Consider the following 12379-nt stretch of genomic DNA (forward strand, 5'->3'; position numbering starts at 1 on the left):
CGACATTTCCTCAGAAAGTCGAGCGGTACGGAACGTTCGCGGGGTCTGGATTGACGCGACCCGGCTATGTAAGGTGTCATACATAACGCCCGATGGAGGTGCAGCCCCATGGCCAGTCCACGCGAGCGGATGGTGATCTCCGCCGCCCTGCTCATGCGAGAGCGCGGCGCCCATCCGACGGCCATCGCCGACGTACTCGAACACAGCGGCGCACCACGCGGCTCTGCGTACCACTACTTCCCCGGCGGCCGCACGCAATTACTTTGTGAGGCAATCGATTACGCAGGAGAATACGTTGCCGCGCGGATCGCCAAGGCAAACAGCGGTCTTGACGCCCTCGACCGCCTCGTGGCGTTCTACCGCAAGCAGCTGGTCGACAGCGATTACCGGGCCGGGTGCCCGGTCGTCGCGGTGTCCGTCGAAGCGGGCGACCCCGACAAGCAGGCGCCTGTGATCGACCGTGCCGCGGCAGCCTTCCGCCGCTGGACCGAGCTCATCGCGCAGCGGCTGATCGCCGACGGTGTGCCCGCCGGCCGCGCTGATGAGCTGGCGATGCTCGCGACCGCCTCCCTCGAGGGCGCGATCGTCGTCGCACGCGCGTCTCGTGACGTCAAGCCTCTCGACGTCGTCCATGGCCAGTTGCGCGCGCTGGTGGCCGCCGAACAGTCGGAAGGGAAGACCCGATGACCGATCAATGGCAACAGACGGCGTGCATCTTGTGCGAATGCAACTGCGGCGTCGTCGTGCAGCTCGACGGCCGCAAGTTGGCCAAGATCCGCGGCGACAAGGACCATCCGGCGTCACAGGGCTACACCTGCAACAAGGCGCTGCGGCTCGACCATTACCAGAACAATCATTTCCGCCTCACCTCTCCGATGCGTCGCCGGCCCGACGGAATCTATGAGGAAATCGATTGGGACACAGCTATTTCCGAGATTGCGATGGGCTTCAAGCGGATCAGTGAGACCTACGGCGGCGACAAGATCTTCTACTACGGCGGTGGCGGTCAAGGCAACCACCTCGGCGGCGCGTACAGCGGCGCATTCCTCAAGGCGCTCGGCTCGTACTACCGGTCGAACGCCCTGGCCCAGGAGAAGACCGGCGAAGCGTGGGTCGATGCGCACCTGTACGGCGGGCACACCCGAGGTGAGTTCGAATACGCCGAAGTCTCGGTATTCGTCGGCAAGAACCCCTGGATGTCGCAGAGCTTCCCGCGCGCACGCGTCGTGCTCAACGAGATCGCCAAGGACCCCGCACGTTCGATGATCGTCATCGACCCGGTGATCACCGATACCGCGAAGATGGCCGACATCCATCTGAGGGTCCGGCCGGGAACCGACGCCTGGTGCCTGGCTGCGCTTGCCGCGGTCCTTGTCCAGGAAAACCTTTGCAATGAAGCGTTTCTGGCCGAGCACGTCAACGGCGCCGAGTCGGTGCGTGAGGTGCTGGCCGATGTCCCCGTCTCTGAGTACGCGCAGCGCTGCGGGGTCGACGAAGAACTGATCCGGACTGCCGCACGCCGAATCGGCGGCGCCGACAGTGTCGCCGTGTTCGAAGACCTCGGGATTCAGCAAGCCCCGAACAGCACGCTGTGCTCCTACCTGAACAAGCTGCTGTGGATCCTGACCGGCAGCTTCGCCAAACGCGGTGGGCAGCATTTGCACTCGTCGTTCGGGCCGCTGTTTCGCCATGTGCCATCGGTCGGACGCACCCCCGTCACCGGTGCTCCGGTGATCGGCGGGCTGATACCGAGCAATGCTGTGCCCCAGGAGATTTTGACGGATCACCCCGACCGCTTCCGGGCGATGATCGTGGAAAGCAGCAATCCCGCGCATTCCCTCGCCGACTCCGCGGCTTGCCGTGCCGCGTTTGAGTCGCTGGAGCTGATGGTCGTCATCGACGTGGCGATGACCGAGACAGCGCGGCTGGCCCACTACGTCTTGCCCGCGGCCAGCCAGTACGAGAAGCCCGAAGCGACCTTCTTCAATTTCGAGTTCCCGCACAACACATTTCACCTGCGCCGCCGGCTGATGGAGCCGCTCGAGGGAACGCTGCCCGAGCCCGAGATCTGGGCACGGCTGATGCGCGCGCTCGGTGTGGTCGACGATGCTGCACTGACACCGCTGCGCGAAGCCGCCAAGGACGGACTCGCCGCGTACGCCGTGGCATTCCTGACAGCAGTCGGGGCCCATCCGATGTTCGGCAAGGTGCTGCCGTTCGTGTTGTACGAAACGCTTGGGCCAACGCTCCCTGACGGCCTCGAGGGTGCTGCGGCGTTGTGGGGCCTCGCGCAGAAGGCCGCGATGACGTACCCCGACGCCGTTCGCAGCGCGGGCCATGCCGACGGCAACGCACTGTTCGAGGCGATCCTTACCAGTGGCACGGCCGTGACGTTCACCGCGCACGAATACGAGGACGACTGGCAGTTGGTGAGCCACGCCGATCACAAGATCGCGCTACAAATGCCGGAAATGCTCGCCGAGATCCGCGGGCTGGCCGGCGCCCAACAAGCGCTCACCACACCGGAGTTCCCGATCGTGTTGTCGGCCGGTGAGCGCCGCGCGTACACGGCCAACGACATCTTCCGCGACCCCACCTGGCGCAAACGCGACGCCGACGGAGCGCTGCGCGTCAGCGTGGAGGACGCGCAGGCCCTGGGCCTGACCGAGGGCGGCCGTGCGCGCATCACCACGGCCGCAGGAAGCGCCGAGGCCAGCGTCGAGGTCAGTAAAGTGATGCTGCCGGGCCACGCGTCGTTGCCCAATGGCTTCGGCCTGGATTTCACCGATGGCGACGGCCTGGCCCACGTCCCAGGGGTCGCGCCGAACTCGCTGACATCCACTGATTGGCGCGATGCTTACGCCGGCACGCCATGGCACAAGCATGTCCCGGCGCGCATCGAGGCTGTGCCCGTGGCGGTGAGCAGCGCCTAGGTCACGGAATCGGCTGGCCGATGCCGAGCATGTTGCCTTCACTGTCGCGAAACCACGCGGCCATCTCACCCGATCCCTTGCTGAGATAATTGCCGGCCACCTCGGCGATGCCGTCAACGGTCTTCAGGCCCGGCAAGTCGACCTCCTCGAAAACCACTCCACGCCTGCGTAATTCGGCCACCGTAGCAGCAACATCGTCGACCGTGAATCCCATCTGGGTGAACGTGCCAGACGCGGCACCCGCCGATTGGAACAACGCGAATTCACCGTTCGGGCACCGGTACAGAAGACCGCCCGGCCTTTCTTCGCTGGGTTCCAGGCCGAGCTTCTCTGCGTAGAACGCCCTGGCTCGCTCCATGTCTTGCACCGGGAGCCGGGCCGCGATAGGGGTGTTGTTGAGCATGTCGGTTCCTTTCTTATCACCGTTGCCCGGCCGCGACTCCGGCGAGTAGCGCGGCGAACTCGGCGCGACGACTGGGATCCCCCAATGCACCTGCCGCATATTTCTGCGACGCCGGCCCCGACTGCACTGCGGGTGCCGGTTCATCGGCGGCGACGACGTCGGCCAGCGCCGCCGCGGCCTCGTCCGGCTCCTGCGGCGCCGGTCCCAACTCGGCCACCCACGCGTAGAGCTCGTCGGTGAGGTTGGGTCGAGGGTCGCCGCCCACCGGCGTGCGGTCACCCCATACTCGCTCGAGCTCCGTCATCACCGGGCCGGGCTGAAAGCACGACACGCGTATACCGGACGGCGCGGCCTCGACGGCGACACTGTAGAAGAGCGTCTCCAACGCGGCCTTGGCGGCCAGGTAGTAGCCCATTCCCATCACCGGAAGACCCGCCACGAAACAGGACGAAACCAGTATCAGATGACCGTGACCCTGCTGGCGCATGACCGGCAACGCCTCCTGCACCAACGCCATGGTTCCCCACACGTTCGTCTCGAAACTGGTCCGTGCCATATCGAGAGATACCTGCTCGACACCGCCGATCACCCCGTAGCCGGCGTTGTGCACAATGACGTCGAGGCGGCCCTCTGCTCCGACGATGTCGTCGAGCAACGGCCGCATTGCAGGTCGGTCGAGCAGGTCAAGACGCCGAACCTCGATGCGTCCATTCCCGGTATCCGCGGCGAGATCGTCGGCGACCGCCGCGTTCCGCGTCGTCGCATACACGGTGTGTCCGTCGCCGGCGAGACGGCGAGCGGTGGCATAACCAATGCCCCGCGGCGATGACGTTCCGGTGATCAGGACGACTCGAGACCGCATGCCACTCCCATTCGCTGTCATGACGTGCTGGACAGTGTGATCGCGATCGTAACGCCGCCGGTGGTCTTGACGACGTTTCCTTCTCAAGCATACAGTTGTGTATGTTTGGCTCTCGAAGACTCGACGCGATCGCCCACACGTCGCAGCCGTGGCGAATTCGCGAGATCACCAACGATTTTCGGCTTCTGGACGTGTGGGCGTTGCCGACGCCCGGCGGGCCGGACGACTTTCCGCGGCTGGTAAAGCTCATGTCGACGTTCGACCCGTCGCAGACCTCCGTCGTCGTGCGCGGACTTTTCGCGATCCGCTGGTCGCTTGGGCGACTGTTCGGCCTGGACCGCCCGGAAACCGGGCTGAGCGGCCGCGTAGCGACGCTTCGCGACCGTGTGCCCGCCGATTTATCCTCACCACCAACGGGTTTCGATGGCCATCTGTTCAGACCCCTCTACGTCACCGGCGACGAGTGCGCGCTAGAGATCGCCAACCAGACGGTGCACGGCGTGATGCACATTGGCTGGGTGCGAGATCAAGGCAGCGGCTATCGCGGGCAAATAGCCATCCTGGTCAAGCCCAATGGGCCGCTTGGCATCGCCTATCTAACGGCCATCGCGCCGTTCCGCCACCTCATCGTCTACCCGCTGATGATGCGCGACATCGGCCGCGCGTGGCGGCAATCGGGTGTCGGAACAGCCTCGTGAACTAAGGCGTCGGAGTCAGAGCCACCTCTGGGGGCAGGGGCGGGGTCGGGTTCGCGGGCATACCAGGCGGCGGCGTGGCATTCGGGCTCATGGGCCGCTGGGTCAGCAGGAGCAGCGCGTCCTTACCGCTGACTTCCTGAGTCTGGACGGCGTGCCACAAGTCCCGCAGATATCCGAGGCTGCGGGGCTGACCCTGATCGACAGGCGTGTCCGATGTGCCGGGCGGCAGGTTCTGGGGGCTCGACAGGTGCGGCACCCCGTCCTGCGGTGTCGGGAGATCGGCGGCCGCTGCCTGGACCGTCGTGTCTTGCGGCGGCGGCGCGGGAACCGCCGGGTCGGCCGGCACGGGAGGCAGCACCGGGATCACCGGATCGGCCGAGGCAGGCGCGGCGAACATCAACGCCGCCACGACCCCCAGCCCGCCGATCACGACGGACAGTGCTTTCTTGTCGATGTCAATCGTCACCGATGCCCCTTTCGGTTACCGCGATCACGCGGCGCTATTGGGTGCTTCAGTCTGGACAGCAAAATTGTTACACCTGTGCCTCTTGTGACCAAGAGGTCAATAAGCCGACGGGCACCGGAACACGTTTCACTTCGGGCTTTCGGAGACTTTCTGCATCCCGCAGCACAGGCCCCTATCTGTGGTGTAGCAATGGCGTATCGGTACTAGACAACGTCATATGAGGATTGCATCGATGCCGACTCCAAACCTTCCGCCCGGATTCGACTTCACCGACCCCGACATCTACGCAGAACGGCTGCCCGTCGACGAATTAGCGCATATGCGCAAGGTCGCGCCGATCTGGTGGAACGAGCAGCCGAAGGGCGTCGGCGCATTCGGCGACGGCGGGTACTGGGTGGTGACCAAGCACAAGGACGTCAAGGAGGTGTCGCGGCGCAGCGACGTGTTCTCCAGTAATGCGAAGACCGCCTTGCCGCGATACCGCGACGACGCCGACCCCGAGGCGCTGGAACGAGGCAAGGTCGTGCTCCTCAACCAGGACGCGCCGCACCACACCCATCTGCGCAAGATCATCTCGCGCGCATTCACCCCGCGCGCTGTCGAGTGCCTGCGCGACGAGCTCAACCATCGTGCGCAGAACATCGTGAAGGCCGCCGCGGCGGAGGGCTCCGGCGATTTCGTCGAGCAGGTGTCGTGTGAACTTCCGCTGCAGGCGATCGCGGGTCTGATGGGCGTGCCGCAGGAAGACCGCAAGAAGCTGTTCGACTGGTCCAACCAGATGGTCGGCGACCAGGATCCGGAGTTCTCCACCAACGACGCGATGGCCGCGTCGATCGAGCTGATCATGTACGGGATGCAGATGGCCGCCGAACGGTCCAAGAACCCCGGCGACGACTTGGTCACCAAGCTGGTGCACGCCGACGTCGAGGGCCACAAGCTCTCCGACGACGAGTTCGGCTTCTTCGTCATCTTGTTGGCGGTGGCAGGTAACGAGACCACGCGCAACTCCATCACTCAGGGCATGATGGCGTTCACCGACTTCCGCGACCAGTGGGAACTGTTCAAGAAGGAGCGGCCGGCCACCGCCGCAGACGAAATCGTCCGCTGGGCAACGCCCGTCACGTCGTTTCAACGGACGGCTCTGGAGGACACAGAGTTGTCGGGCGTGAAGATCAAGAAGGGCGAGCGCGTCGTAATGTTCTATCGCTCGGCCAACTTCGACGAAGAGGTCTTCGACGACCCGTACACGTTCAACATTCTGCGAGACCCCAACCCGCACGTCGGTTTCGGCGGCACCGGTGCACACTTCTGCATCGGGGCCAACCTCGCCAGGATGACGATCGATCTGATCTTCAACGCGATAGCGGATCAGATGCCCGACATCACACCGATTTCCAAGCCCGAACGGCTGCGGTCCGGCTGGCTCAACGGCATCAAGCACTGGCAGGTCGACTACACCGGCGCCAGCGCTCGCTAGCGCGGATAGTCGATGATCGAGCGCCAATAGTCCTCGGGTAGCTCAGTATTCGACCGCAACACCATCGCCAGGCCGGCGGCCATCGCGATACCCAATAGGCCGAGCCACAGCCCCGCGAGGCCGATGACGACCCACAGGACCGCGGTAACCGTCGGCCATGGAGACAGCACGGCAAGCACCGGTGCGAAGAAGAATCCGGTCCCTACGTACCAGGCGGAGCCGGTGCGATCGGAAATCAGGACGAAGCGCAGCCACTCTGGTATCGCCTGCTTGCTCATGGCTCAAGAGTGCCGGTCGCGGGTAAGTGTCGCAATTACCTCAGACGTAGGGTCTCGGCCAGGCCGGTGCGCCACACTGGGGCTGTGACCAGCGCCGCCCGTGTACAGAACCCGCCGTTCGGTTCGCTCATGCGGGAGTGGAGGCAGCGGAGGCGACTGTCTCAGCTCGACCTCGCGATCGAGGCGGACGTGTCCCCGCGCCACGTGAGTTTCATCGAGACCGGCCGGTCCACGCCGAGCCGGGCGATGGTGTTGCGACTGGCCGGCGTGCTCGATGTGCCGCTGCGCGAACAGAATCAGCTGTTGATGGCGGCCGGCCTGGCTCCCGTGTATCGCGAACGCTCCCTCGACGATCCCGACATGGCCCCGGTGCGGGAGGGCGTTGAGCGGGTTCTGAACGCATACAACCCATTTCCCTGTGTTGCGGTCAACCGAGGATGGCAGATCCTGCGGGTCAATGCGGGCGCCGCGGTACTGCTCGACGGTGTCACTGCACACCTCCTCGAGCGGCCGAACGCGCTGCGAATCGCCGTGCACCCGGAGGGACTGGCGCCGCGCATCCGCAACCTCGCGCAGTGGCGCCACCATCTGATCGATCGACTGCGGCGCGAGGTCGCGGTCAGCGGCTCAACAGAGCTCGCGGCGTTGCTGGCCGAAATCGAGTCCTACCCCGGCGGTTTCGACCAATCCCCCAATCTCGGCGGCGTCGCGGTGCCACTCGAGCTCTACACGTCCAACGGACAGCTGCTGACCTTCCTGAGCACCGTGACGACTTTCGGCACCGCGCTCGACCTGACCGCCGCCGAGCTATCCGTCGAGGCTTTCCTGCCCGCCGACGAATCCACGGCCGCGGCGCTGCGTGAAACGCCCGTGGGCGGACACAAACATCAATAGAGTCGGGCGGCATGAAGACCCGACACATTGCGGTGGCCGCGGCAGTCCTCGCCGCGGGGGTGGCAGGCTGCTCGTCACAGCCGCCTGCCCTCGGCAGCACCACGGCGAAGGTGACGATCGACGGCAAAGACACCGGCAATCCGCACAACGTGGTGTGCTCGCAAACGGGATGGTCGTGGATGATCCAAACCCCTGGCAAGGACAAGGGTTTCACCGCCGTTATTGACACCGGAGACAAGGTCACCGCGCGTTCGATCGACTTCCGCGACATGGCCGGCTTCACCGGCACTTACTGGATCGACAACATCGGCAATGCCGAGGTGACCGGCAACGCCGACGGCAAATACACGATCACCGGATCGGCCAATGGCGCCTTCACCGATCACCCAACTCACGGCGTCACGGCGACGTTCAGGATCGAAGCCGACTGCTGAGCACTTCTATCGCTGCGTTACACCAACGGATGTTGGTCTGCTCGTACATGCGACCGCCCATCAACGTCAGATAGGGCCCGATCCGCTTCGAATCGCGTTCGAAGACGGCTGTCTCGCGGCCGTCGAGCATCTCCTCGAGCAGGCGATCGTAGAGCGCGAGCTTCGCATGCGCCCGGTCCAGCCGCGCCATCAGTTCCTTCGTCGCCGCATGGGCGTCACCGACGTCGACGGCCTGCAGTTTGACCAGAAGCTCATCGCGCATCGCCGCCGGCCTGGCGGGCAGACCCGTGAATCGGTGAAGCTCCGCGCGGCCCTGGTCGGTGAGGGTGAACACCCGCTTGTCAGGACGCCGTTGCTGGCGGACGAGCCGCGCCCGGACGAGCTTCTCGGCCTCGAGGCGGTCCAGCTCTCGATACAGCTGCTGAGGCGTCGCCGACCAGAAGTTGGCAACTGAGACGTCGAACCGCTTCGCCAACTGATAACCCGAGGCGTCGCCCTCGATCAAAGCGGCGAGCACTGCATGCCGCAACGCCATCTAGACGCCCCTCTCGGTCCGGCTTAGTATCAATGACACCTATTCAACAAATTGGCTATTGAGGTGGTCAAGTGGTGCACCCGTTCCGCAGCGCAATCGAAGCGCGTGATATCGACGCCGCCATGGCGTTGATGCGCGACGACGTGGTCTTCCGCAGCCCGGCCGTGTTCAAGCCCTACCAGGGCACTGATGCACTGCGGCGGATTCTGGAAGCCGTGGTCGTGGTGTTCGAAGACTTCCGTTACACGCGAGAGATCGGCGCCGCCGGCGCCCGGGACCACGCCTTGGTGTTCGAGGCGCGAGTCGGTGACAAGCAGGTCGAAGGCTGCGACTTCATCCAAACCGATGAGCACGGCGCGATCAGTGAGCTGATGGTCATGATTCGCCCACTTTCGGGGACGGTGGCGCTGGCCGAAGCGATGAAGGCCCAGTTGGCGTCCGCCTAACTGGTCAGACCACTTGACCTCTGGCCAGTTCGCTGGCAGCCTGGGCCCATGGCCCTTCAACCGGTGAACCGCCGATCCGTGCCCGAGGACGTCTTCGAGCAGATCGTCTCCGAGGTGCTCAGCGGCGAGATGCAGCCGGGCCAACCGCTGCCCAGTGAGCGCCGGCTCGCCGAAGTCCTTGGCGTTTCGCGCCCCGCGGTCCGTGAAGCGCTCAAACGTCTGACCGCTGCCGGCCTGGTCGAGGTACGGCAGGGCGATGCCACCACCGTGCGCGACTTCCGGCGCCACGCCGGACTCGACCTGCTTCCCCGCCTTCTCGTCCGCGACGGCGAGTTGGACTTCTCGGTCGTGCGCAGCATCCTGGAAACGCGCCTGCACAACGGCCCCAAAGTCGCCGAGCTCGCAGCTGCGCGCCGCCGACCCGAGCTGTCGACGCTTCTCGACGACGTGCTGGCCAAGCTTGCCGACGAGGACGACCCCGTCGAACAGCAGCGGCATGCGCTGACGTTCTGGGATCACATCGTCGACGGCGCCGATTCCATCGCGTTTCGGCTGATGTACAACACGCTTCGGGCTACCTACGAGCCCGCGCTGCCTGCCCTGGCCACGGTGATGGCAAACGAGGTGGGCCGCCCGGAGACCTACCGCACGTTGGCTGACGCGATCACAGCCGGTGACCCGGAGCGCGCCAGGCAAGCCGCACACGACCTGCTCGAACCCGCAACCACAGCGCTGCTGGCAGCGCTCGACAACCTCCAGGAGCAACGATGACCGCCACGGCGGCGCGAACGACCGCGCGGAAAGGATTCACGCTGTCAGATGCATGGCGCGAATTCTGGAAACACCCCTCCCCGTGGATGATTGGCGCCGGCCTCGGTGCGTCGCTGACTGCACGAATTGCCGTCGGCGACTGGCAGATCGCCGACGCGATGGTGCCCCTGGTAATGATTGCGCTCTTCCCCTTCTTCGAGTGGACCATCCACGTGTTCATCCTGCACTGGCGTCCCAAACACTTCGGCCCACTGACCGTCGACCCGCTGCTCGCCCGCGAGCACCGCGCTCACCACATGGACCCACGCAACATTCCGCTCATCTTCATTCCGTGGCGGGCCCTGCTGTGGGTACTCCCGCTGACCATTGCGATTGCGCTACTGGCGTTTCCACGGCTTGGACTGGGACTGACCTACCTGGTGTTCATCGGCATGTTCGGGATTGGCTACGAATGGAGTCATTACCTCATCCACAGCGATTACAAGCCGAAAACCCGTGTGTACCGGGCGATTTGGCGCAACCACCGCAATCACCACTACAAGAACGAGCACTACTGGTTCACGGTAACCAGTTCGGGCACCGCGGATCGCGTGCTCGGCACCTACCCCGATCCGTCTGCCGCGGCCACCTCACCGACGGCGAAAAACCTTCACGCCGTCGAGGCGTGACGATTACTGGACGATGATCGGGTCGCCGATGTTGACCGTGTTGTAGTACCAGTCCGCATTGTCGGGGCTGAGGTTGATGCAGCCGTGGCTGACATTCGCATTGCCTTGCGACGCAACCGACCACGGCGCGGAATGGACGTAGACGCCACCCCAGGTAACCCGGACGGCGTCGGCGACCGTGAGCTTGTATCCCTCCGGATCATTCAGCGGAATGCCGATGGTGCGCGAATCCATGATGACGCTGGCCTGCTTCTCCAGCGCGGTGAAAGAGCCAGTCGGGGTGGGGTGCTTGGGCTTGCCCATCGACGCGGGCATCTGACGGACCACCTGGCCGTCCATGCTGACGGTGAAGGTATGGGCACTGATATCGGCGACGCCGACAGTCTTCGCTCCAGTCTCAAACGTCGTCTTCGCGCCGCCCGCCGTCACGGTGATACTCGAATGCGCCGGCCAGTAACCGCTCGGATTCCATTGCAGCACACGGTCATTGAGCCATGTGAAGGTCCCGTTCGGCGTCGCAGGTGAGCTGAAGTGGATCGACCTCTCGGCGCCGGACCGGTTCGCAATCGATTTCGCGAAAGTCACGGTGACCGGATACGCGACACCGACTTTCTGCCCCGGCGCCGGTTGGATGTTCGTGACATCGGTCGGTGTGGTCACAGCCGCCGAACTTGTTGCGACCGATCCCGCCATGGCGATCATCGCGACGCCCGCCAAGGCAAGCATATGTCGAACGGTGTTGGGCACTGCCTGCATTCGGCGAAGTCGGACGTTCAGCACACATTCATCGTAGTGGTTCACGATGGTTTGCCCTGGTAGCCACGCCCGGCCGGCAGTCGAACATGCAGCTCAAAACGATTCAGGCGGCGTCGATACGAGCCGTTGCCACCGCCCTATTCACGGCGAGCAGTGTGTAACTCAATGCCAACATAGAGCACGCGAGCACACAGATGTTGACGACGACGGTGGCTGTCCCGACGCTGTCAGGATCTAGGAAGTAGTACGGCGCGCGACGGCCCGCGGTGTTGAGCACGGCCAAAGCCAATGCCGCATAGGCCCCCGGATATGCCATCCAGACGATCGGTTGCCACCAATGGACCAATACCGGCACCACAAGGTGCAGCAGCACATTCACTGGCGGGTAGCCCATGCTGTGGCCGGTCAGAAACAGGTTCCAGATGACTCCGGCAACCACAACGTAGAGAACAACCGCGCCGCGAAGAACGACCCGCACGTCGGTGAGGTTATTCGGTTTCGCCCGATCAGGCAGGCGGCAGAATTGGCGGCGCGTCGGCGGGTGGCGGCGCGGGGGCCGGTGCGGGCGCATCGGCAGGCGGCGCCATCTCGGGCGCGGGTTGCACCGCGTCGTCACTACCGCCGTGAAGCCGGTCCCTGATCCGTGACAGGATTCCCGGCCGCTCGACGGGCGCGGGCGGTACCGGGGGCACTGCCTGTTCCGGAAGAGGCGGCGGAACGACCGGCGGCTGTGCCGCCGACACATCGGCGGGCACACC

The 12379-nt window shown here is 64.7% G+C and carries 15 protein-coding genes and 2 pseudogenes; 9 read left to right on the top strand and 8 right to left on the bottom strand.

Annotation, left to right across the window (positions count from 1 at the left end):
• The first annotated feature begins 108 nt into the window (after positions 1-108).
• Both VJV41_RS08880 and VJV41_RS08885 read left to right on the top strand, forming a co-directional pair.
• On the top strand, positions 109-687 hold the full coding sequence (locus tag VJV41_RS08880) for a TetR/AcrR family transcriptional regulator (RefSeq protein WP_325332932.1): 579 nt from the start codon (positions 109-111) through the stop codon (positions 685-687).
• On the top strand, positions 684-2933 hold the full coding sequence (locus VJV41_RS08885; RefSeq protein ID WP_325332933.1) for a molybdopterin-dependent oxidoreductase: 2250 nt from the start codon (positions 684-686) through the stop codon (positions 2931-2933). The genes VJV41_RS08880 and VJV41_RS08885 overlap by 4 nt, the downstream gene beginning before the upstream one ends.
• 1 nt (position 2934) lies before the next feature.
• On the opposite strand, the gene VJV41_RS08890 is transcribed toward VJV41_RS08885, so the two are convergent.
• The gene (locus tag VJV41_RS08890) at positions 2935-3336 is read right to left on the bottom strand and encodes a VOC family protein (RefSeq protein ID WP_325332934.1); all 402 of its coding nucleotides are present in this window, start codon (positions 3334-3336) and stop codon (positions 2935-2937) included.
• A gap of 16 nt (positions 3337-3352) precedes the next feature.
• The gene (locus VJV41_RS08895) at positions 3353-4198 is read right to left on the bottom strand and encodes an SDR family NAD(P)-dependent oxidoreductase (protein ID WP_325332935.1); all 846 of its coding nucleotides are present in this window, start codon (positions 4196-4198) and stop codon (positions 3353-3355) included.
• A gap of 101 nt (positions 4199-4299) precedes the next feature.
• On the opposite strand from VJV41_RS08895, the gene VJV41_RS08900 reads away from it, so the two are divergent.
• Positions 4300-4896, top strand: coding sequence for a DUF2867 domain-containing protein (locus VJV41_RS08900; RefSeq protein WP_325332936.1), 597 nt, complete (start codon positions 4300-4302; stop codon positions 4894-4896).
• A gap of 1 nt (position 4897) precedes the next feature.
• On the opposite strand, the gene VJV41_RS08905 is transcribed toward VJV41_RS08900, so the two are convergent.
• Positions 4898-5362, bottom strand: a complete 465-nt coding sequence (locus VJV41_RS08905) for a hypothetical protein (protein WP_325332937.1) — start codon at positions 5360-5362, stop codon at positions 4898-4900.
• Positions 5363-5594: 232 nt separating this feature from the next.
• Here VJV41_RS08905 and VJV41_RS08910 point away from each other — a divergent pair, with 232 nt between their 5' ends.
• A complete protein-coding gene (locus VJV41_RS08910) occupies positions 5595-6839 on the top strand; it encodes a cytochrome P450 (protein WP_325332938.1) in 1245 nt (414 codons plus the stop codon).
• On the opposite strand, the gene VJV41_RS08915 is transcribed toward VJV41_RS08910, so the two are convergent.
• Positions 6836-7117: a hypothetical protein gene (locus VJV41_RS08915; protein ID WP_325332939.1), complete on the bottom strand. Its 282-nt coding sequence runs from the start codon at positions 7115-7117 to the stop codon at positions 6836-6838. The two genes, VJV41_RS08910 and VJV41_RS08915, sit on opposite strands and share 4 nt — an antisense overlap.
• Before the next feature lie 129 nt (positions 7118-7246).
• Between VJV41_RS08915 and VJV41_RS08920 the strand changes: the two genes are divergently transcribed.
• Complete coding sequence (locus tag VJV41_RS08920) at positions 7247-8011, top strand: helix-turn-helix transcriptional regulator (protein ID WP_325332948.1); 765 nt, start codon at positions 7247-7249, stop codon at positions 8009-8011.
• A gap of 11 nt (positions 8012-8022) precedes the next feature.
• Positions 8023-8445 (top strand): lipoprotein LpqH, encoded by a 423-nt coding sequence (locus tag VJV41_RS08925; RefSeq protein ID WP_325332940.1) that lies wholly within the window; start codon positions 8023-8025, stop codon positions 8443-8445.
• Here VJV41_RS08925 and VJV41_RS08930 read toward each other — a convergent pair.
• A complete protein-coding gene (locus VJV41_RS08930) occupies positions 8423-8980 on the bottom strand; it encodes a PadR family transcriptional regulator (protein WP_325332941.1) in 558 nt (185 codons plus the stop codon). The genes VJV41_RS08925 and VJV41_RS08930 overlap by 23 nt on opposite strands.
• A 71-nt stretch (positions 8981-9051) precedes the next feature.
• Here VJV41_RS08930 and VJV41_RS08935 point away from each other — a divergent pair, with 71 nt between their 5' ends.
• From VJV41_RS08935 to VJV41_RS08945, 3 genes are read left to right on the top strand one after another with little or no spacing between them, the layout of a single operon-like run.
• Positions 9052-9426 carry a nuclear transport factor 2 family protein gene (locus VJV41_RS08935; protein ID WP_325332942.1) on the top strand — a complete coding sequence of 125 codons (375 nt, stop codon included), beginning with the start codon at positions 9052-9054 and terminating at the stop codon, positions 9424-9426.
• Between the two features lie 48 nt (positions 9427-9474).
• Positions 9475-10197, top strand: coding sequence for a FadR/GntR family transcriptional regulator (locus tag VJV41_RS08940; RefSeq protein ID WP_325332943.1), 723 nt, complete (start codon positions 9475-9477; stop codon positions 10195-10197).
• Positions 10194-10865, top strand: coding sequence for a sterol desaturase family protein (locus VJV41_RS08945; RefSeq protein ID WP_325332944.1), 672 nt, complete (start codon positions 10194-10196; stop codon positions 10863-10865). The genes VJV41_RS08940 and VJV41_RS08945 overlap by 4 nt, the downstream gene beginning before the upstream one ends.
• Positions 10866-10868: 3 nt before the next feature.
• Here the strand turns inward: VJV41_RS08945 and VJV41_RS08950 are convergent, their stop codons facing one another.
• The 3 genes and pseudogenes from VJV41_RS08950 to VJV41_RS08960 form a co-directional block, all read right to left on the bottom strand.
• Entirely contained in the window at positions 10869-11591 is a 723-nt protein-coding gene (locus VJV41_RS08950; protein ID WP_325332945.1) for a L,D-transpeptidase, read from the bottom strand.
• Between the two features lie 133 nt (positions 11592-11724).
• A pseudogene (locus tag VJV41_RS08955) lies at positions 11725-12102 on the bottom strand (Pr6Pr family membrane protein); the annotation flags it as partial.
• 25 nt (positions 12103-12127) lie between these two features.
• Positions 12128-12379: pseudogene (locus VJV41_RS08960) on the bottom strand (hypothetical protein); the annotation flags it as partial.

The sequence above is a fragment of the Mycobacterium sp. genome (assembly GCF_035274705.1).
Taxonomy (GTDB): Bacteria; Actinomycetota; Actinomycetes; order Mycobacteriales; family Mycobacteriaceae; genus Mycobacterium.